The organism is Halomonas sp. hl-4 (genome assembly GCF_900215475.1).
Taxonomy (GTDB): Bacteria; Pseudomonadota; Gammaproteobacteria; order Pseudomonadales; family Halomonadaceae; genus Vreelandella.
Genome location: NZ_LT907845.1, coordinates 1,031,076 through 1,050,105 on the forward strand (window position 1 = coordinate 1,031,076; position 19,030 = coordinate 1,050,105).

A 19,030-nucleotide genomic window follows, 5' to 3' on the forward strand; every position below is an offset into this window, starting at 1 on the left:
TATCAAGAAATGGCAAAACGGCGCTGTAACGCTGCAAACATGGTTGCAAGCCAAGGCCATAAAACCGCGCTAACCAACGACGAGGTTAAAAATGCCAAATGAATGGAAAAATCGCCTACCAGGCTGCGCACCCACTGATCAATCAACTGCACCAACCCCAATAGCACCAGCACTAGCAGCGCTTGTTGGAGCAATGAATAGGCTCGGAACCTGGCATAAACCAACGCGCACAGAAACGCTAACAATGAAAACATGATGGCATGCTGACCTAAGGGCGTTCCCTCGATAAGATCCAGCAGAATGCCCAGCACGAAGCCGTGAAAAACGCCTACTTGATCCGGTTCGCGCATGCACCAGTAAATCAGCATCAGCCCCAGCCATTCAGGGCGAAATATCTGCCAGCCGTCGGCCAACGGCATCACCTGCAGACAAAGTGCCAACAGCAAGGTCAACCAAATAACCACCAAGGGTGTCACCGGGATGCGGGGCATTAGGGCACCTCCTGAGATAACGATGTATCGTCGGGATTAACTACCTGGTGTGCACTACGTAACGCCTCGACCGAGACCCTTAGGGTGTCGTCCCACTGTTGCTCATCAGGAGACACCTGCGGCGGCGGTGAAAGTAACAGGAAATGACGCGAGCGTTTTAACTGCGCCATGGGCTCCGCTGTCACTTTGGCAAACGGTTGGCCAGGGTCATGTTCCACCTCGGTGACACGGGCAACAGGGTAACCAGGCGGGAATCGCCCAGCCAAGCCTGATGTGGTCAGCACGTCCCCTTCACGAATATCTGCTGTGTTCGGGACATGTAATACGTTCACCCGGCCATAGCGGCCCGCTCCCTGGACGATGAAGCGCAACCCGTTACGATTGACCTGCACTGGCAAGGCATGACTGGCATCAGCCAGCAAAAGCACGCGACTGGAATACGTCGAAACGGCCGTCACCTGACCGACAAGCCCCGTCGCATCAATCACCGGCTGACCCACATAAGCCCCATGACGGTGACCGCGGTCTACCACCATTTGATGGCTGAAGGGATCGTTATCAAGCGACAGCAGCTCGGCGGTCATGTAGGGGATATCACGCTGCTTAGCGGCATCCAGCAAACGTCGCAGTTCGGCGTTTTCCTTGGTGAGATTGGCCATCTGCTGACCGCGATGCGATAGCGTCAAGATTTGTTCACGCAGGCGCCGATTTTCATCGACAAGCGCTTGCTGGTCGGAAAACGCCAGCGACCCCCAATCCAAAAAACGGCTCGGCACTCCGACCACCCATTGGATGGGAGCCACCACCATAGACATCTGGGCGCGCACGTTTTCCATGCGCGTGAAACGCTGGTCGACAAACATCAGCGCACTAGCAATCAGCACGCAAAAAAACAGCCGATATCCCGGTAACGGACCGTGCGAAAACAGCGGCTTGATAGGCAAATCCCCCGCAATTAACCGCTGCGATTAGTCGCTCGACAGCAACTCAAAGGTATGCTGATCGATCATTTCAAGGGCCTTACCTCCGCCTCGAGCCACGCAGGTCAGCGGATCTTCCGCCACAATGACGGGTAGCCCGGTTTCTTCGGCAATCAGCTTGTCAATATCGCGTAGTAGCGCTCCACCACCGGTCAACACCAGCCCACGCTCCGCAATATCAGAAGCCAGCTCGGGAGGCGATTGCTCCAGGGCATTCTTAACCGCCGATACGATAGCACCCAGCGTTTCTTGGAGCGCTTCCAGGATTTCGTGGGAATTGAGTGTGAAGCTACGCGGAATGCCCTCTGCCAAATTACGACCACGCACATCAATCTCGCGCAGTTCGCCGCCGGGGTAAGCGCAACCAATTTCTTCCTTGATGCGCTCGGCGGTGGCTTCGCCAATCAAGCTGCCGTAATGGCGGCGAACATAGGCGATAATCGCCTCGTCGAAACGGTCACCACCGACCCGAATGGATTCGGAGTAGACAATACCGTTTAGCGAAATAATCGCGATTTCGGTTGTCCCACCGCCGATATCTACCACCATGGAGCCTTGTGCTTCCTCCACGGGCAGCCCGGCGCCAATCGCGGCCGCCATCGGCTCTTCAATGAGATCCACCCGGCGCGCGCCTGCGCCTTCGGCAGATTCACGAATCGCTCTGCGTTCTACCTGCGTCGCCATATACGGGATACAGACAAGCACGCGCGGGCTAGGCGTGATGAACGTGCTTTGGTGCACTTTACGGATAAAGTGCTGAAGCATTTGTTCGGTGACGGTAAAGTCGGCAATGACGCCATCTTTCATCGGGCGAATAGCGGTAATGTTACCCGGCGTACGCCCCAACATGCGTTTAGCGTCGGCGCCTACCGCGGCTACGGTGCGCATATTACCGGATTGACGGATAGCAACGACGGACGGCTCATCAAGCACGATGCCACGACCGCGTACGTAAATCAGTGTGTTGGCCGTACCCAAATCGATCGATAGATCGCTGGAAAACAGCCCCCTCAGACGTTTGAACATGGATGTTGTTACCTAGTGCAGACTGGGAACCCTGTGCGGATGCAAACGGTATCACCGCAACCCCCTGGCAGCAAGCACGAGTCTCGCTAAACACTGCCCGTGCGCGCCAAGATGTGGTACCTTTTGCGGTTATTTTCCACGTCTGCAACACAAGACGTTATTTCGATGACTGTCTGTATACCGCGTTACACGGTATATGTTCCATCACCTTCGCGAGGAATTTCCGATCATGGCGCTTGAAGACTCCCATGTGCGCCGGGCCGCCCACTTAGCCCGACTCGCCGTTAGCGATGACCAAGCCAGCGGCTTCGTAGAGGACCTGAGCAGAATTTTGGACATGGTCGACCAACTACAAGGCGTCGATACCGAAGGCGTCGCGCCGCTGGCCCACCCGCTTGATGCCACCCAGCGCCTGCGTGCCGACGAAGTCACCGAATCCAATCAGCGTGACACTTTCCAACGCTGCGCGCCAGCGGTGGAAAATGGCCTTTATTTAGTGCCCCGCGTGGTTGAGTAATTTATCGCCTGAGCATTAGCGGGCTTTTTTTACCTTTATTTTTCGCTTCGAACGGAGCCCTCAGGTCATGCACGACAAGACACTGACGCAACTCGCCAACTCGTTAGACAGCGGTGAGCTGTCTAGCCGCGAGCTAACCGAGCACTACCTGCAACGCATCCAGCAATACGGCGCCACGCTGAACAGCTTTATTACCGTGACTGCCGATCAAGCCCTTGAGCAAGCCGATGCCGCCGACCAAGCGCGCGCCAAGGGAGCGGCGAGCTTGTTAACAGGCCTGCCGTTGGCACTGAAAGATATTTTTTGCACCCAGGGAGTTAAAACCAGCTGCGGCTCCAAGATGCTGGATAACTTTAATGCGCCTTACGATGCGACCGTGGTGGAAAAGCTCAAGGCGGCGGGCACTGTCACGCTCGGCAAGACCAACATGGATGAGTTTGCCATGGGCTCCTCCAATGAAAACAGCTACTACGGACCGGTTAGGAACCCCTGGGATCTCACTGCCGTGCCCGGCGGGAGTTCGGGAGGCAGCGCGGCCGCCGTCGCCGCGGGGCTAACCCCGGCAGCCCTGGGCACCGATACCGGCGGTTCGATCCGTCAACCGGCTGCGTTTTGCGGCATTACCGGCCTTAAGCCCACCTATGGCCGCGTTTCGCGCTATGGGATGATCGCCTACGCCTCAAGCCTTGATCAGGCGGGCCCCATGGCGCGCAGCGCCGAAGACTGCGCACACCTGTTAAACGTGATGGCAGGCCACGACGTGCGCGACTCCACCAGCGTGGCCCGCGGGGTGCCGGACTACGCGGAAACGCTCAATGCGCCACTTTCCGGGCTGAAAATAGGCCTTCCCAAGGAATACTTCGGTGATGGCCTGGACCCCGAGGTCGAAAAAGCCGTCCGTGAAGCGGTCAACGTCTACGAGTCATTGGGCGCCACAGTGCGCGAGGTCAGCCTGCCGCACACCCACTACGCTATTCCCGCCTATTACGTGATCGCCCCTGCCGAAGCGTCATCCAACCTGTCGCGTTTCGACGGCGTACGCTTCGGCCACCGCTGCGATAACCCAAGCGACCTGATCGATCTTTACAAGCGCTCGCGGGCCGAGGGATTTGGCGAAGAAGTGCAACGCCGCATCCTGATCGGCACCCATACGCTGTCAGAAGGCTTCTTTGACGCTTACTACACCAAAGCGCAGAAAGTTCGCCGCCTGATTCGCCAGGACTTCCTGGACGCCTTTGAAGACGTCGATGTGTTGATGGGGCCCGCCTCGCCTACTCCAGCCTTCGATCTAGGGGCCAAAAAAGATCCGGTCTCGATGTACCTGCAGGACATCTATACCATCGCAGTGAACCTCGCGGGCATCCCCGGCATCAGCGTACCGGCCGGCTTCGCCGGTGGCCGCCCGATCGGCCTGCAAATTCTCGGCACTCACTTCGCCGAAGCCCAATTGTTAAATGTTGCCCACCAGTTCCAGCAGGCGACCGATTGGCACACACAACGTCCTGCTTTTGTCGAGGAGAGCGCCTAATGCAATGGGAAACCGTGATTGGGCTTGAAGTCCACGTTCAGCTCGCCACTCACTCGAAAATTTTTTCCGGCGCCTCAACGGCGTTTGGCGCTGAGCCAAACAGCCAGGCTTGCGCGGTCGACCTCGGTCTACCCGGCGTGCTGCCGGTGCTCAACGAGCAGGCGGTGGCCATGGCGGTGCAGTTTGGTCTGGCGGTGCATGCCGATATCGCTGAAGTGTCGGTGTTCGATCGTAAAAACTACTTTTATCCGGATTTGCCCAAGGGCTATCAAACCAGTCAGATGTACCACCCCATCGTAGGGCCTGGCGAGGTGGAGATCACCCTGGACGACGACACCACAAAACGGATTCGCATCCACCATGCGCATCTGGAAGAAGACGCGGGTAAATCGCTGCACGAAGACTTCCACGGCATGACCGGGATTGACTTGAACCGCGCTGGGACACCGTTGCTGGAGATCGTTTCCGAGCCGGATATGCGCAGTGCCAAGGAAGCGGCCGCTTACCTGAAAGCGATCCATTCGATTGTTACCTATCTGGGCATTTCCGACGGCAACATGGCCGAAGGCTCGATGCGCTGCGACGTTAACGTCTCGGTACGCCCCAAGGGCCAGGAAGCCTTTGGCACCCGGGCCGAGATCAAAAACGTCAACTCCTTCCGCTTTGTGGAGCGCGCCATTGCCTTTGAAGTTGAGCGTCAGATTGAGCTGATTGAAGACGGCGGCAAGGTGATTCAGGAAACGCGCCTATTCGACCCTGAGCGCGACGAGACGCGCAGCATGCGCACCAAGGAAGAAGCCAACGACTACCGTTACTTCCCCTGCCCTGATTTGCTGCCGGTGGTACTCGACCAGGCTTACCTGGACCATTTACGCGGCCAACTGCCCGAGCTGCCCGCTGACAAGCGCGAGCGTTTCCAGCACGCGCTGGGCTTATCGGCCTACGATGCGGCGGTGCTTTCCGCCAGCCGCGACGTGGCCGAATATTTCGAGGAAGTCCATCGCGTATGTGGCGACGCCAAACAGGCAGCCAACTGGGTGCAGGGCGAGCTATCCGGGGCGCTCAACCGCGAAAGCTTAAGCATCACCGACAGCCCGGTCTCGGCCGTGCAGCTGGGCGAGCTGGTCCAGCGCGTGCTTGACGATACCATCAACGGCAAAGCCGCCAAGCAGGTCTTCCAGGCACTGTGGCACGGTGAGGGCGACAGTGCCGATGCGGTCATCGAGGCGAAAGGCCTCAAGCAGGTCACCGATACCGGCGCCATTGAAGCGATGATCGATCAGGTGATCGCCGACAGCCCCGCCCAGGTCGCGCAGTATCGCGACGCTGAGCCCGAGAAGCGCGGCAAGATGATCGGTTACTTTGTGGGCCAGGTGATGAAGGCATCGCGAGGCACGGCCAACCCGCAGCAGGTGAACGGCTTGCTAAAGGAAAAGCTCGACGCGCTACTTTAGGTCCAGGTTTTTCCATCATAAAAACGGCCGCGCTTGCGGCCGTTTTTTGTTACGTCAGCTGACCGGGATGCACAAAGCGTTTCAAGTGGGCACAACCTGACGCCCATACTGGTGCGGTCAACTCGGCAACCCCCGCGGTGGGAAACCCGATACCGCGAGCCGTGTGGCCTTCCACTAACATTGCGGCAAGCTCTCCCACCAGCGGCATATGGCTGACCAGAATCAGTTGCTTATCGGTTTGCGTAAGCAGCCACTCAATGACCGTTTCAGGTGCATCGTCCGGGGTAATTAGCGGCAGGGTTTCAACCGGCACCGACAAGGCCTCGCCCAGCCGCGTGGCTGTCTGTTGAGCACGACGATAGGGGCTAGCCAGCAGCCTCGGCGATGACCCAGCCTCCGCCGCTACATACGCCGCCAGCCACTCCGCCATTTTTTCCACTTCACGCTCGCCTTGCAGTGTCAGCCTCCGCTGCTCATCGGGGCGCCCGGGCCCCGCTTCGCCGTGGCGCATGATCCAAAGGCGATATGTAGATGAATTACTCATGCCAACGCCCTGTTTCACGGTGGGCTTGCTTAACGTCTTCACGCGGCAAGATGAACTCAACGTCGCTGCTTTGCTCGCCCATCATTAATGTCTTCGCCATGTCCTGGGCGGGCACGCCATCAAACAGCACGTGATAAAGTCCTTCGGCCAGCGGCATATAGACGCCAATCTCGGCCGCTTTGGTGCAAACGAGTTTGACAGTATTAACACCTTCCGCGACCTGCCCAAGGGCGTCGACGGCTTCATCCAACGAGCGCCCCTCACCAATGGCGTAACCCACGCGATAGTTACGCGACAGATCCGACGAGCAGGTGACAATTAAATCCCCCACCCCGGCAAGACCTAAAAACGTCATGGGGTTAGCTCCCTGGGCAACGGCAAAGCGACTCATTTCCGCCAACGCCCGGGTCATCAGCATGCTGCGGGTGTTTTCACCCATGCCCAGCGCGGCCGCCATACCCGCGGCAATCGCGTAGATATTTTTCAGCGCTCCACCGAGCTCTACCCCGTGGCGGTCGTTGCTTGCGTAAACGCGGAAATAGCGACAGCCCAATGCTTGCTGAACCCGTGTGCGGGTCAACGCATCCGCACTGGCAATCACCGTGGCGGTCAGCTGTTTATCGGCAATTTCCGACGCCAGATTGGGGCCGGCTATTACCCCGATATGCGTAAACCCGGTTTCCTGCTCAAGCACTTGGCTCATCAATAAAAAGCCTTTCTGCTCAATACCTTTCGTTGTACTGACCAGAATCTGCTCGGGTTTCAACCAAGGCTTGGCGGCCTGAACAACGCTGCGAAAGGCCTTTGAAGGAATGGCAATCAATACCAGTTCAGCGTCGTGCAGTACCGTTTCAAGATCGGTAGAGGCCTGCACAGCGGGGTTAATGGGATAATTCGGCAGGTAGCGACCGTTACGGCGCTCCCGATTAATTTGCTCCACCAGCGTCTCGTCACGCATCCATTGGCGCACCTGAGCGCCATTATCGGCAGCGATGCTGGCCAGGGCGGTACCAAAACTACCCCCGCCCAGTACGGCGACATGAATCTGCTGCTCAGCCATTGGAATTCCTGGATAGTTGATTAGCGAAACGTTAAGGGTACGACAAAAACAAACGGCCCGCTTGGGACATACCCAAGGGGCCGTTATACCTTAGCGAGCGTATGTTATGCCGCCAATACGCCGTTGAGACGCTTCACATAGGCGGCGGGGTCATCCAGATGGCCGCCTTCAGCGATAATCGCCTGATCCAGCAGGATGTGGGCCAAGTCAGCAAATAAGCTATCGTCAGCGTTTTCCAGCCGCGCCACCAGCGAATGGCTAGGGTTGAGCTCCAGAATCGGTTTCACTTCAGGAAGTGGCTGCCCTGCCGCCTCCATGATACGGCGCATTTGATAACCCATTTCATGCTCCGGAAGCACGACGCAGGCTGGCGAGTCGGTAAGACGATGGGTGACTTTTACGTCCTGCACGCCTTCGCCAAGGGCTTCCTTGACCCGCTTGACCAGCGACTCCTTGGCCTTGGCGGTTTCTTCCTGCTCTTTTTTCTCGGCTTCGTCTTCCACATCGCCAAGGTCGAGCTCGCCTTTGGCCACGTCCGCGAACGATTTACCGTCAAACTCGGTCAGGTGACTCATCAACCACTCGTCGATGCGGTCAGAAAGTAGCAGCACCTCGATGCCCTTTTTACGGAAGATTTCCAAGTGCGGGCTGTGCTTGGCGGCATTAAAGCTGTCGGCCACCACGTAGTAGATTTTCTGTTGGCCTTCTTTCATACGACCGACATAGTCGGCAAGCGATTGCTCCTGGGCGGCGGTGTCGGTATGCGTTGAGGCAAAGCGCAGTAGGCCAGCGATTTTCTCACGGTTGGCAAAATCCTCGCCTGGCCCCTCTTTAAGCACGCTACCAAAGGTGTTCCAGAAGGTCTGATACTGCTCGCCGTCTTTGGCAAGCTTCTTGAGCATATCCAACACGCGCTTGGTCAATGCGCCTTTGATCTTGTCGACCTTGGGGTCCTGCTGCAGAATCTCGCGGGAGACGTTGAGCGACAGGTCGCGGGTATCCAGCACCCCTTTGATGAAGCGCAGGTAAAGCGGCAGGAACTGCTCGGCGTCGTCCATGATGAAGACGCGCTGGACGTAAAGCTTCACCCCACGGGCGCCGTCGCGGTCGAACATATCGAAGGGCGCGCGACCAGGCACGTACAGCAGGCTGGTATATTCCAGCTTGCCTTCCACCTTGTTGTGGCTCCAGGTCAGCGGGTCACTGAAGTCGTGGGCGACGTGCTTGTAGAACGCCTTGTATTCGTCATCCGAAATATCGCTCTTGGGGCGTACCCACAGCGCCGTAGCTTCGTTAACGGTCTCCCAGGTGGTGACTTCGCTGCCTTCGACGGGATTGCCGTCATCATCCTTAGCCGTTTCGGTCTTGGGCATACGCACCGGCACTTCGATATGATCCGAGTACTTGCGCACCAGGTTTTGCAAACGGAAATCGTCAGCAAATTCCTTGGCGTCGTCTTTCAGGTGAAGCGTAATCTCGGTGCCATGCTGCTCAAGCTCGATATCGGCGACGGTAAACTCGCCCTCACCTTTGGAGCGCCATTCAACACCGGCGCTGGTCTCATCGCCTGCTTTGCGCGTGCGCACTGTGACGTCGTCGGCGACGATAAAGCTAGAGTAGAACCCCACCCCGAACTGACCGATCAACTTGGCGTCTTTTTGCTGCTCACCGGATAGCTGTTTGAGGAACTCAGAGGTCCCACTGCGTGCGATAGTCCCCAGATTGGAAATGACATCGTCACGGTTCATGCCAATTCCGTTGTCGCGCAGCGTCACCGTTCCAGCTTCGGCATCGTGTTCGATTTCGACCCGCAGTTCGCTATCGCCTTCATAAAGGCCATCGTTATCCAAGGCTGCATAGCGCAGCTTGTCGCAGGCATCCGCGGCATTGGATATCAATTCGCGCAGGAAAATTTCACGGTTGGAATACAGCGAGTGAATCATAAGATTCAACAGCTGCTTAACTTCCGTTTGAAAGCCAAGAGTTTCTTCGTGGTTCGTATTGGACATGCGCTCAGCCCTCGTTGATCTCGTTGCGTAAAGCGCCTTGCCAGAGCGACAAGGCATAAAATCAGGTGTGAACGAGATATGGGGCTGAGGGATGATTTTTCAAGCGGTAGGAGGCGATGAAGGCGCGGACTCACCCTCGGGGTATTTCCAGGCACGATAGCCGGCGAGCCGCTGGTCAATACGGTTAAGCAACCAACCGACGATCACAACGTCGTCAACCACGCCAATCAAGACCAGAAAATCGGGAATCAAATCAAACGGCAGTACCAGATAAAAAAGCGCTGCCGCCATCAACCCAAAAGCGGCCCAAGGCACCGGGCGAAAATGCCCCTTGATAACATCGCGGGTCATGGGCAGAAACAATTTCAGGGCACGCACAATGCGTTTGATTGCCCAGGCACGGGATTTAAGTCGACGCATCAACCACCACGTGGATAATGGAGCCATTAGTATTGAATCCTCTCAGGCGTTCGGTTGTCAGAACCTTTCGCGTTAGGATAGTTCATTATACCCAGGTGACCGAACGCCTTATCGAGGATGCATCATGCCCCGCACCGCACGCGTATTATCAATCGCTTTTATCGCCTGCTTGCCGACGATATCTTGGGCTGCTAGCGACAGTGCGTTACGCGACGCACTTGAGGCCGCACGTGACAAACAATGGGATCGCATTAACATGTCCGCCATTGAGGATCATCCGTTAAGCGGCTATGTCACCTATCATCGGCTACGCGACCAGCTACCCGAGCTACCGCCGGAGACGGTCAATCGCTACATCGACACGCACAGCGATTCACCACTCAGCGACTGGATGCGAGGTCAGGCTATCGACCAATACGGGGAAGCCAAGCAATACAGCGATGTGCGTGCGGTGAGCAATGGCGAGCCCACCGGGGCCGCCCGGCAATGTCACTACCACACGGCACATCTTGATAGCGCTCCTCAACAAACAGCGGAAGCTGGCTTACGCCTGTGGCACACGGGTCAATCCCAGCCCAACGCCTGTGATCCATTGTTTAAACGCTTGAGGGCTAACGGCACTATCGATGACGAAGCGATCTGGGAACGCCAGATGCTCGCCTGGCAGGCGGGTAACAGCCGTCTGGCTGACTATCTGAGCAAGCAGCTAAGCGGTGCTTGGCAAACCGCCATTGATACTTATGAAACAATAGATAGCGATCCACAGAAACTGCGTGAAGCCCCCACCTGCTTAGGGCCAGAATGCGCCGCTACAGCCACCTTTTACCAAGCGGCTATGCAGCGTCTCATCCATGAGGACACCTCCCAGGCCCTCGCCGTATGGCGCTCTCTGGCTGAGCGATTAAGCCTCCTACCTAGCGATCAGCGTCTTATCGAAGAAGAACTGGCGTATTATGCGCTGGTGCATGAGGTGCCCAACTCAATGGCGTGGGTCGATAGCGTTTTGCCACACCTGGAAAGCGAGCGCGCCTTTGGACTCCGGGTTCGCCGCGCCCTCCAGGCACAGCAGTGGGAAGGGGTGCGCCACTGGATCACCCAAATGCCTGCCGAGCAGCAAAAGGATGCACGATGGCAATATTGGCTCGCCCGCGCCAGCGAACAGCTAGGCGATCAGGCCGCTGCAGAAAGCCATTTCCAGCAAGCCGCTTCACAGCGTAGCTTTTACGGTTTTGCCGCTGCAGAGCGCTTGGGGCAGCCGCTGGCTCTGAATAACGAACGCTTCTATTTTGATGACGCGTCACGGGAACGTGTCGCACAACAGCCTGCGGTGCAGCGCACTCAAGCATTAATGCGCATTGGCGAAGATGGATTGGCTAATAGCGAATGGCTGCATGTCGTTCAGCAGGCGTCCACTGAAGAAGCCCGGGCGTTAGCCGATTTTGCCGCCGAACAAGGCTGGCATGCTCGACTGGTTCAAACCACTATTGCAGCAGGCTTATGGGACGCGCTGGAGTGGCGCTTCCCCCAGGCCTATCATGACGAATTCATCCACTGGGGACGTCTCAGCGGGGTTGACCCCTATTTACTAATGGCCATTACCCGTCGTGAAAGTGCCTATAACCCCAATGCTTTGTCTCCTGCCGGTGCCCGTGGGCTAATGCAACTGATGCCGGGCACTGCCTCCCAGGTAAGCCGCCAAATTGGGCTTGAAGACCCTGGCGCCTATGGCGTGCTAGATCCAGAGCTTAATATTCGCTTAGGCAGCACTTATTTGCGCGACAAATTGCAGCGCTACCAGGGCAACCGATTAGCCGCTACCGCCGCCTACAACGCAGGCCCTGGGCGAGTGGATCGCTGGCTAGGGGACTACAGCATTGAGGCCTTTGACCTTTTTGTTGAGCGTATTCCCTACCGTGAAACGCGGGACTACGTGCAGGCCGTGCTGAGCTATCGCGCCATTTTTGAGAGCCTTGCAAACGGCTCAAGTGATGGCGTATCGCTGCTTAGAGATGGCGAAAAGCAGGTGCGTTACAACCGTGCGTTGGTGCTGCGAGATTGATACATACAGCACTCTATTTTGAAGATTTATTCGGTGCCCTTAGCCACTATGTACGCACTAGACTGGCCGCTGCGAGAGCGCCAGCCGAATTCCCAGTACCACTAATACAGCGCCGGTCATGGCATTTAGCGTCTGAGCAAACCGCGCGCTGGCCAGCCATTTCCCGGCGCTGCCAACCATTAGCACTACGCTTATTTGCCAGAGGTTGGCAATTACGAAATGTACGCCCGCCAACCATAACGATTTGACCAACGCGGGGTCGCTTGGGGCAATGAACTGCGGCAAAAACGCCATATAAAACACCACTGTTTTGGGGTTAAGTACATTAGACAGAAACCCCTCTTTAAGCGGTTGCCAAAGCGGCACAGCGTCGCTCTTGGTCATCATCCCTTTCACCGGCAGTGTTTGACCACGCCTAGCGGCCAGTAAGCTGCCAATCCCCAGCCAAATCAAATAACCCGCCCCAACCAACTTCAATGCATGAAACGCCCAGGCCGATTGCAGCAAAATCAGCGAAATCCCCATTGCCGAGATGGTGGCATGCACAAACAGCCCGCTGCAGATGGCCATACTGGTAGCCACCCCGTCACGAAAGCCACCCCGAGCTGTGTTGCGTATTACCAACAGCGTATCAACGCCCGGGGTAATCGACAGCAAGGTAATGGCAATCACAAACGGCACGAACTGCCCGTCAATAAGACTAAAAGGAGTCATAACAACGCACTCATACAGTGGAAATGATTCGTCATATTGATACTGGACGACAGCTTTTTTTACATCTAAAGTGATTTTTGCGGGCACGCAATAGCGTCCCGTTTGATTATTAAGCTCGTTAAGGAAATGGATAATGGCAACTGGCACTGTCAAGTGGTTCAACGATACCAAAGGTTACGGCTTCATCTCTCCTGATGATGGCGGTGACGATTTGTTTGCCCACTTCTCCGAAATTCAAGCTGAAGGTTTTAAGAGCCTGCAAGATGGTCAAAAAGTCAGCTTTGAGGTGACACAGGGTAAAAAAGGCCTTCAGGCTTCCAACATTCGCTTAGCCTAATAGCGCTAATGCATAAGGCCCGCATTGATGCGGGCCTTTTTTGTTCCCTTCGCGCTCTCTTTTCAGATGACTTACTCCTCCTGATCAAGGCTTTCAGGACGCTCCTGTTCAATTGATTCGAATTGGTCATTCAGGCGCTCCTCGGCCTCTTCAAAACGACGCTCGGTATCTTCAATCAGCTCCTCAACGTCGCTGCTACTGGTTTCCTCTTCATTACGCGCCGATTCAGGCAGGCTACTTTCAAATTCCCAGCGCTCGTCCGCTTCTTCTTCACTGAGTGCCTCTCCAGCTACCGGCTCTTGCTGCTCTACTTCTTGAAACTGCTCTTCAAGGCGCTGCTGAGCCTCTTCAAAGCGGCGTTCGGTTTCGGCAATCATATCGTCAACATCAGAGCGGGTCGCCTCGCCCGGCATTGCACCACCTTCGTCTAACACCTCTTCAGGATCAGCGGCCAAAGTATCTTCATCGGCTTCAACGTCTTCGGTTTGTGTCGTGGCGGCTTCTTCCTCGGCCTGCTCACCTTCTAAAGCCTCTGCTCTCTCCAATTCCTCTTCCGCTTGGCGCGATTCAACTGCGTCACTATCTTCTGCACTGCCGTCGGTATCGGAAGCCGCCGCTTCGTCTTCCTCTTCACTAGCGGCTTCAGCATTAGTGGCCTCTGACTCTACGTCATTTGTGGACGAAGCGGACTCCTCCTGGTTGCCGTTCGACGTTTCATCGCTATCGCCACAGCCACTGATCACCAGCATGATAGCTGCTAGCACGGGTAGCCAAACGCGGTTAGCCATTAATCTTTTCTCCTCAATGTGTACTCCTCATCGCCTCTATACAATCGGTCAATGATAGGGATTATCGGTTTCAGACCTCTACGACCGACGTCAGTAGCGGACAATTATCGGGCAGTATCACCCGTACCGCCAACGGCACGACTTCGGCGCGAAAGCGTCTATAGTGGCGCGCTTCACCGTCGAGCGTGAGCGGCCAGGGCGGATCTTCGGGTAACGTCGAGACGCTCAACTCATTTACCGACAAATAGCGTACAAAGCGTCCCTCCCTCGGAAAATCCTGCAGTTCGCTGACTAAATCGGGCAACGCCGTCGCGGTGAGGAAGTCTTTCACCACAAGAACATCCAGCAGTCCATCATCTAATTTAGCCTTTGGGGCTAATACCTGACCTCCCCCTGACTGTCGGCCGTTGCCAATCGCCAGCAATAGCAGCGATGCCGATTCTTCTTGGTCGCGCCAGTGTAGCGTGCCACGATAGCAACGATGCCGCCATGCCTTGACGGCTCCCATTAAGGAATAGGCCCCCCCACCTAGCATGCGCTTGAGCATTTTAGGGGTCGACGAGGTAATTTCAGCGCCAAAGCCACCGGTCATCATATTGACGTAATAGCTAGTCTCCGACGTAGTGTCGCCCTCGGCACACAGCTTGACGACATCAATAGGGTAATCGGACAGCGACCACGCCGCTGAGAGTGCTTCTTTCGGCTCCAACGGCAAGCCGACCGAGGTGGCAAAGTCATTTGCACTACCCAGAGGCACAACACCCAACACGGGCCGTTGCGCCTTATCTAGGCGCATCAGCCCGTTTATTACCTCATTGACGGTACCATCCCCGCCGCAGGCAACGACATGGGTCATCCCCATGTCGACTGCCACTTCGGCGAAATGTGCTGCGTCACCTGCTTCCCATGTTACCCGAACACTGATCGGCATCCCTGCCTTTCGCTGCTCAGCCACTGCTTCACGTAGCGCCGTATTACCGGCAGATTTACCATTAACAATGAGTAAAAAACGCTGCTGTGTTGTTGTCACTGAGATTTCCTTTCGTTATCTCTCCATCGGGTTCGTCATGCCAGCGCCTTTTCCACCACCTCGTACACATTACTCGAGAGGGGTTCACGTTGGATGCGTTCAAGCTGTGACCGCATCAAGCCCTGTCGTGTTTCATCGAATCGCTGCCAACGAGTCAACGGGGTGATCAAACGCGACGCTATTTCAGGGTTCAGGCGGTTCAGCTCAATCACCACATCGGCCAACAGCGCATACCCTTGTCCATCCAAACGGTGGAAATTCACCCGGTTTTGGGCAAAGGCACCAATTAGGGCCCGCACGCGGTTGGGGTTTTTCAGCGAGAAGGCAGGGTGCGCCATCAAGTACTTCACCCGGTCGAGTACATCCGACTGAGGACGCGAAACCTGAATGGTAAACCATTGGTCCATCACTAATGGGTCGTGAGCCCACTTTTCACCGAAGGTTTTGAGCGCCGGCGACGAGAGATCGTCGCGATCGCTGTGAACCAGCAGCGTCAAGGCGTGGCGCACATCGGTCATGTTGTGGTTTGCCGCAAACTGACCCTCGCATAGCGCCACGCCCTGCTCGTCTTCAATCGACATTAGGTAGCTGAGCGCTACGTTCTTCAGGCTACGCTGGGCAATTTGCTCAGGCGTAGGGGCATAAGGTTCACTCGAAATATTGGCCTCAAAGGTGGCCATGAATTCATCGCGCAGCGCCATCGCCAGTGATTGCCGGACGAATTCTCGCGCCGCATGAATAGCATCAACGTCGACAATCGGCTGCTGCTCAGCGATGTATGCCTCAGAAGGTAGCGTGAGCATTTCAGCAAGTACCGCCTTGTCCGCCGGTGCATTGGCTAATAATGAGCGAAAGGCCTCAATAACCCGGCTGTCCATCACCTTTTCCACACCGTTACGATGCGCGGCAATCAAATCGTCAAGTGCCAGCATGGCCAGCCGCTGCCCGGCATCCCAGCGATTAAATCCGTCGCTATCATGGGTCAACAGAAAAGCAAGGTCTTCACGCGAATACGGGAAATGCAACTTCACTGGCGCGGAGAAGTTACGCAGTAGCGAAGGCACCGGCGCTTCTGCAACATCGGTAAACACGAAGGTCTGCTCGTCATCGCGGAGATGTATTACCGTCTCTTTACCGAGCTTTTCTCCCTCCAAAGAGAGCGTCAACTCTTGGCCAGACTTAGTGCCCACCAAGCCCATGGCAACGGGAATGTGCAACGGCGATTTGTCCACTTGGCCAGGTGTCGCGGGAGTTCGTTGGCGTAGCGTCAAATGGTATTCACCGTGGGTGTAATCATACTCACCGTGAGCATCAATCTCCGGCGTACCCGCCTGGGAGTACCAACGCATAAACTGACTGAGATCAAGCCCCGAGGCCTTCTCCATGCAACTGACAAAATCTTCAATGGTGACGGCTTGCCCGTCAAAGCGTTCGAAGTAACGATCAGCTCCCTGCCGGAAAGCTTCCCAGCCGACCAGGTTGCACAACATCCGGACGATTTCAGCGCCCTTTTCATAAATCGTCAGGGTATAGAAATTAGTGATTTCAATGTAATGATCGGGACGAACCGGGTGGGCCGTCGGGCCTGCATCCTCGGCAAACTGTGCCGTACGGAAAAACGACACATCTTGAATTCGCTTCACCGGCGCGGAGTTGGTCTCGGCGGAAAAACATTGATCACGAAACACCGTAAAACCCTCTTTCAAAGAGAGCTGAAACCAGTCGCGGCAAGTCACGCGGTTGCCCGACCAGTTATGGAAATACTCGTGGGCAACGATGCCTTCGACGGTCTGAAAGGCCGCGTCGGTAGCGGTATCGGGATGGGCCAAAACGGCCGCCGAGTTAAAAATATTGAGGCCTTTATTTTCCATCGCCCCCATATTGAAGTCGTTAACCGCCACGATCATGAACAGATCCAGGTCATATTCGCGCCCGTAAGCCTGCTCATCCCATGCCATGGCTCGCTTGAGCGAGCCCATGGCATGGTCGGTTTTGGCTAGATTCTCTTCTTCCACCCAAAGCTGAAGGGTCACTTCGCGACCGGACTGGGTGGTGAAGCGATCTTCTACCTTCTGTAAATCCCCGGCGACCAAAGCAAACAGGTAACAGGGTTTGGGATGAGGATCTTCCCAGGTTGCAAAGTGGCGGCCATCTTGGAGATCGCCTTGTTCAACCGGGTTGCCGTTGGCAAGCAGAATGGGTTCGCGCTGGCGATCGCCGATAACGGTCACTTTAAAGGTCGACATCACATCCGGGCGATCAGGATAAAAGGTGATGCGACGAAACCCCTCGGCTTCGCACTGGGTGCAAAACATGCCATTGGACTGATAGAGGCCTTCCAAAGCGGTATTGTCCTTAGGCGAGAGTTCCACATCGCTTTCCAGCGTGAAGCGCGCTGGCACCCGATCAATCCGCAGCCCCGCTTCGGTTAACTGATAATCGCTACTGGCCAACGGGGTACCGTCAATCGACAACGCCTGAAGGGTAAGCTGCTCGCCATCCAGTTGGAGTGGCGTGGCAGCATCGACACTAGCCTGGCGCTCAATCTGTAATCGTGCTTTAACTCGAGTTGCGGCGGGGTCAAGATCAAACGTCAGCTCGGTATGGGTCACCCGGTAGGCGGGGGGCTGGTAATCGCTTAAATAAACCGGCTGCGGATCAGACATGATGCGAAACTCCTTTATGGTCGGTGCTGTTATTGTCGGCGCAAAGAGGCGGTTAAGGCGTCGGGTCAATCGCGGAAATTGTCAAATTGCAGGGGCAGGTCGGGCCCTTCTTCACTGCGCAATAACGCCATAACGCTTTGTAAGTCATCACGCTTTTTACCCGTGACACGCACTTTCTCGCCTTGAATTTGCGCTTGAACTTTTAGCTTACTGGCCTTGATACGCTTCACGACGTCCTTCGCCTCGCTTTGATCCAACCCTTGCTTGAGCGCCACTTCCTGACGGGCTTTAACACCGGATAGAACGGGCTCTTGGGCATCCATGCAGCGTGCATCAATACCTCGAGCAATTAAGCGGTTACGCAGCACATCCAGCATCTGTTTGAGTTGAAAATCGACCTCGGCTTCGAGTTGGACAGTGTCTTTCTCAAGCGTGAAAGACGCATCTACCCCTTTGAAATCAAAGCGTGATTGGACTTCGCGGTTGGCTTGGTCGACGGCGTTCGACGCTTCGTGCTGATCAAACTCGGACACAATATCAAATGAAGGCATAGGCAAATTCCTGACAAGACATGACCCACTATTCTAGAGCAGCCAGCCCCCTACCGGCCAATTCTGTTCGCTGAAATAGCCAAAATATCGAATCAACACCAACTTATCGTTAAATAAACGAGACTGCGCCTTGATGTTAAAGCGCAATTGAATCGCTTAGGCTGGCGAACTGGAACGCCATATTCGACACCGAGGAAATCGCATGACTGACCGCAATACACGCCACAAAGCTTCGATGGAAAAACTCAAGGCGCGTGTCGATGAGAAAGTTGCAGAGGCTACCGAGCAGCGCGGCTTACTGCTAATTAACACCGGCAATGGCAAGGGTAAAACGACCGCTGCCTGGGGCACCGTGACCCGCGCCCTTGGCTATGGCTACAAAGTTGGCGTTGTACAATTTATCAAAGGATTGTGGGAATGCGGCGAACGCAACCGCTTGGAGGAAGACCCCAACCTAAGCGTTGCTATCATGGCCACCGGTTTCACTTGGGAGACACAAAACCGTGAAGCAGACACCGAGGCATGCCACGCCGTTTGGCAAGACGCAGAGAAAATGCTCGCCGACCCAGACACCTACCTAGTGGTGCTCGATGAGATCACTTACATGCTTAAGTTTGGCTATCTGGATATCGCCACGGTCAAGCAAGCACTGGATAATCGGCCGCGTGAACAAACCGTCATTATCACCGGGCGCAACGCTCACCGTGAACTTGTCGCCATGGCGGACACGGTGACCGAGATGCAGGAGGTACGCCATGCCTTTAACAACGGCATTCAAGCGCGTCGGGGCATCGACTTTTAACCGCTACTAGAAAATAAAAAGGGGCGACCCTGTCGCCCCTTTTTTCGCCTTACC

18 protein-coding genes are annotated in these 19,030 nt (G+C 55.8%); 6 read left to right on the forward strand and 12 right to left on the reverse strand.

Annotated elements, in window-relative coordinates:
* Positions 1-2: 2 nt before the first annotated feature.
* Genes mreD through CPH17_RS05100 form a run of 3 tightly spaced genes read right to left on the reverse strand, consistent with a single transcriptional unit; the run spans position 3 to position 2,497 of the window.
* Positions 3-491, reverse strand: a complete 489-nt coding sequence (gene mreD, locus CPH17_RS05090; RefSeq protein ID WP_096298433.1) for a rod shape-determining protein MreD — start codon at positions 489-491, stop codon at positions 3-5.
* Positions 491-1,435, reverse strand: coding sequence for a rod shape-determining protein MreC (mreC, locus tag CPH17_RS05095; protein ID WP_074396768.1), 945 nt, complete (start codon positions 1,433-1,435; stop codon positions 491-493). The genes mreD and mreC overlap by 1 nt, the downstream gene beginning before the upstream one ends.
* A gap of 24 nt (positions 1,436-1,459) precedes the next feature.
* Positions 1,460-2,497, reverse strand: a complete 1,038-nt coding sequence (locus CPH17_RS05100) for a rod shape-determining protein (protein ID WP_074396769.1) — start codon at positions 2,495-2,497, stop codon at positions 1,460-1,462.
* A gap of 229 nt (positions 2,498-2,726) precedes the next feature.
* Between CPH17_RS05100 and gatC the strand changes: the two genes are divergently transcribed.
* The 3 genes from gatC to gatB all read left to right on the forward strand — a co-directional run bounded on the left by gatC (position 2,727) and on the right by gatB (position 5,996).
* Positions 2,727-3,014 carry an Asp-tRNA(Asn)/Glu-tRNA(Gln) amidotransferase subunit GatC gene (gene gatC, locus CPH17_RS05105; RefSeq protein ID WP_074396770.1) on the forward strand — a complete coding sequence of 96 codons (288 nt, stop codon included), beginning with the start codon at positions 2,727-2,729 and terminating at the stop codon, positions 3,012-3,014.
* Positions 3,015-3,081: 67 nt separating this feature from the next.
* A complete protein-coding gene (gene gatA / locus CPH17_RS05110) occupies positions 3,082-4,542 on the forward strand; it encodes an Asp-tRNA(Asn)/Glu-tRNA(Gln) amidotransferase subunit GatA (protein WP_096298436.1) in 1,461 nt (486 codons plus the stop codon).
* Positions 4,542-5,996, forward strand: a complete 1,455-nt coding sequence (gene gatB, locus CPH17_RS05115) for an Asp-tRNA(Asn)/Glu-tRNA(Gln) amidotransferase subunit GatB (RefSeq protein WP_096298438.1) — start codon at positions 4,542-4,544, stop codon at positions 5,994-5,996. Before gatA ends, gatB begins: the two co-directional genes overlap by 1 nt.
* A 49-nt stretch (positions 5,997-6,045) precedes the next feature.
* Here the strand turns inward: gatB and sixA are convergent, their stop codons facing one another.
* The 4 genes from sixA to CPH17_RS05135 all read right to left on the reverse strand — a co-directional run bounded on the left by sixA (position 6,046) and on the right by CPH17_RS05135 (position 10,056).
* Entirely contained in the window at positions 6,046-6,540 is a 495-nt protein-coding gene (gene sixA, locus CPH17_RS05120; RefSeq protein WP_096298440.1) for a phosphohistidine phosphatase SixA, read from the reverse strand.
* Positions 6,533-7,600: an NAD(P)H-dependent glycerol-3-phosphate dehydrogenase gene (locus tag CPH17_RS05125; RefSeq protein ID WP_074396774.1), complete on the reverse strand. Its 1,068-nt coding sequence runs from the start codon at positions 7,598-7,600 to the stop codon at positions 6,533-6,535. Before CPH17_RS05125 ends, sixA begins: the two co-directional genes overlap by 8 nt.
* 104 nt (positions 7,601-7,704) lie before the next feature.
* Entirely contained in the window at positions 7,705-9,609 is a 1,905-nt protein-coding gene (htpG, locus tag CPH17_RS05130) for a molecular chaperone HtpG (RefSeq protein ID WP_096298442.1), read from the reverse strand.
* A gap of 99 nt (positions 9,610-9,708) precedes the next feature.
* Entirely contained in the window at positions 9,709-10,056 is a 348-nt protein-coding gene (locus CPH17_RS05135) for a YkvA family protein (protein ID WP_096298444.1), read from the reverse strand.
* Positions 10,057-10,153: 97 nt separating this feature from the next.
* On the opposite strand from CPH17_RS05135, the gene CPH17_RS05140 reads away from it, so the two are divergent.
* Positions 10,154-12,088 carry a transglycosylase SLT domain-containing protein gene (locus tag CPH17_RS05140; RefSeq protein WP_096298446.1) on the forward strand — a complete coding sequence of 645 codons (1,935 nt, stop codon included), beginning with the start codon at positions 10,154-10,156 and terminating at the stop codon, positions 12,086-12,088.
* Positions 12,089-12,145: 57 nt separating this feature from the next.
* Here the strand turns inward: CPH17_RS05140 and CPH17_RS05145 are convergent, their stop codons facing one another.
* Positions 12,146-12,802 (reverse strand): LysE family translocator, encoded by a 657-nt coding sequence (locus tag CPH17_RS05145; RefSeq protein ID WP_096298448.1) that lies wholly within the window; start codon positions 12,800-12,802, stop codon positions 12,146-12,148.
* Positions 12,803-12,935: 133 nt separating this feature from the next.
* Here CPH17_RS05145 and CPH17_RS05150 point away from each other — a divergent pair, with 133 nt between their 5' ends.
* Complete coding sequence (locus CPH17_RS05150; protein WP_027335354.1) at positions 12,936-13,139, forward strand: cold-shock protein; 204 nt, start codon at positions 12,936-12,938, stop codon at positions 13,137-13,139.
* Between the two features lie 71 nt (positions 13,140-13,210).
* On the opposite strand, the gene CPH17_RS05155 is transcribed toward CPH17_RS05150, so the two are convergent.
* From CPH17_RS05155 to CPH17_RS05170, 4 genes are all read right to left on the reverse strand, one after another.
* Positions 13,211-13,927 carry a hypothetical protein gene (locus CPH17_RS05155; RefSeq protein WP_074396779.1) on the reverse strand — a complete coding sequence of 239 codons (717 nt, stop codon included), beginning with the start codon at positions 13,925-13,927 and terminating at the stop codon, positions 13,211-13,213.
* 70 nt (positions 13,928-13,997) lie between these two features.
* Positions 13,998-14,957: a lipid kinase YegS gene (gene yegS, locus CPH17_RS05160; RefSeq protein ID WP_074396780.1), complete on the reverse strand. Its 960-nt coding sequence runs from the start codon at positions 14,955-14,957 to the stop codon at positions 13,998-14,000.
* 35 nt (positions 14,958-14,992) lie between these two features.
* Positions 14,993-17,623 (reverse strand): aminopeptidase N, encoded by a 2,631-nt coding sequence (gene pepN, locus CPH17_RS05165; RefSeq protein ID WP_096298450.1) that lies wholly within the window; start codon positions 17,621-17,623, stop codon positions 14,993-14,995.
* Positions 17,624-17,688: 65 nt separating this feature from the next.
* Entirely contained in the window at positions 17,689-18,174 is a 486-nt protein-coding gene (locus CPH17_RS05170; RefSeq protein WP_074396782.1) for a YajQ family cyclic di-GMP-binding protein, read from the reverse strand.
* 202 nt (positions 18,175-18,376) lie between these two features.
* On the opposite strand from CPH17_RS05170, the gene cobO reads away from it, so the two are divergent.
* Positions 18,377-18,976, forward strand: coding sequence for a cob(I)yrinic acid a,c-diamide adenosyltransferase (cobO, locus tag CPH17_RS05175; protein ID WP_074396783.1), 600 nt, complete (start codon positions 18,377-18,379; stop codon positions 18,974-18,976).
* The last annotated feature ends 54 nt before the right edge of the window (positions 18,977-19,030 follow it).

What these genes read in the sequence shown, in the direction of transcription:
- mreD (WP_096298433.1), bottom strand. Translation starts at nt 491, where the DNA reads ATGCCCCGCATCCCGGTGACACCCTTGGTGGTTATTTGGTTGACCTTG.
- CPH17_RS05100 (WP_074396769.1), bottom strand. Translation starts at nt 2,497, where the DNA reads ATGTTCAAACGTCTGAGGGGGCTGTTTTCCAGCGATCTATCGATCGAT.
- gatC (WP_074396770.1), top strand. Translation starts at nt 2,727, where the DNA reads ATGGCGCTTGAAGACTCCCATGTGCGCCGGGCCGCCCACTTAGCCCGA.
- gatA (WP_096298436.1), top strand. Translation starts at nt 3,082, where the DNA reads ATGCACGACAAGACACTGACGCAACTCGCCAACTCGTTAGACAGCGGT.
- gatB (WP_096298438.1), top strand. Translation starts at nt 4,542, where the DNA reads ATGCAATGGGAAACCGTGATTGGGCTTGAAGTCCACGTTCAGCTCGCC.
- sixA (WP_096298440.1), bottom strand. Translation starts at nt 6,540, where the DNA reads ATGAGTAATTCATCTACATATCGCCTTTGGATCATGCGCCACGGCGAA.
- CPH17_RS05125 (WP_074396774.1), bottom strand. Translation starts at nt 7,600, where the DNA reads ATGGCTGAGCAGCAGATTCATGTCGCCGTACTGGGCGGGGGTAGTTTT.
- htpG (WP_096298442.1), bottom strand. Translation starts at nt 9,609, where the DNA reads ATGTCCAATACGAACCACGAAGAAACTCTTGGCTTTCAAACGGAAGTT.
- CPH17_RS05135 (WP_096298444.1), bottom strand. Translation starts at nt 10,056, where the DNA reads ATGGCTCCATTATCCACGTGGTGGTTGATGCGTCGACTTAAATCCCGT.
- CPH17_RS05140 (WP_096298446.1), top strand. Translation starts at nt 10,154, where the DNA reads ATGCCCCGCACCGCACGCGTATTATCAATCGCTTTTATCGCCTGCTTG.
- CPH17_RS05145 (WP_096298448.1), bottom strand. Translation starts at nt 12,802, where the DNA reads ATGACTCCTTTTAGTCTTATTGACGGGCAGTTCGTGCCGTTTGTGATT.
- CPH17_RS05150 (WP_027335354.1), top strand. Translation starts at nt 12,936, where the DNA reads ATGGCAACTGGCACTGTCAAGTGGTTCAACGATACCAAAGGTTACGGC.
- CPH17_RS05155 (WP_074396779.1), bottom strand. Translation starts at nt 13,927, where the DNA reads ATGGCTAACCGCGTTTGGCTACCCGTGCTAGCAGCTATCATGCTGGTG.
- pepN (WP_096298450.1), bottom strand. Translation starts at nt 17,623, where the DNA reads ATGTCTGATCCGCAGCCGGTTTATTTAAGCGATTACCAGCCCCCCGCC.
- CPH17_RS05170 (WP_074396782.1), bottom strand. Translation starts at nt 18,174, where the DNA reads ATGCCTTCATTTGATATTGTGTCCGAGTTTGATCAGCACGAAGCGTCG.
- cobO (WP_074396783.1), top strand. Translation starts at nt 18,377, where the DNA reads ATGACTGACCGCAATACACGCCACAAAGCTTCGATGGAAAAACTCAAG.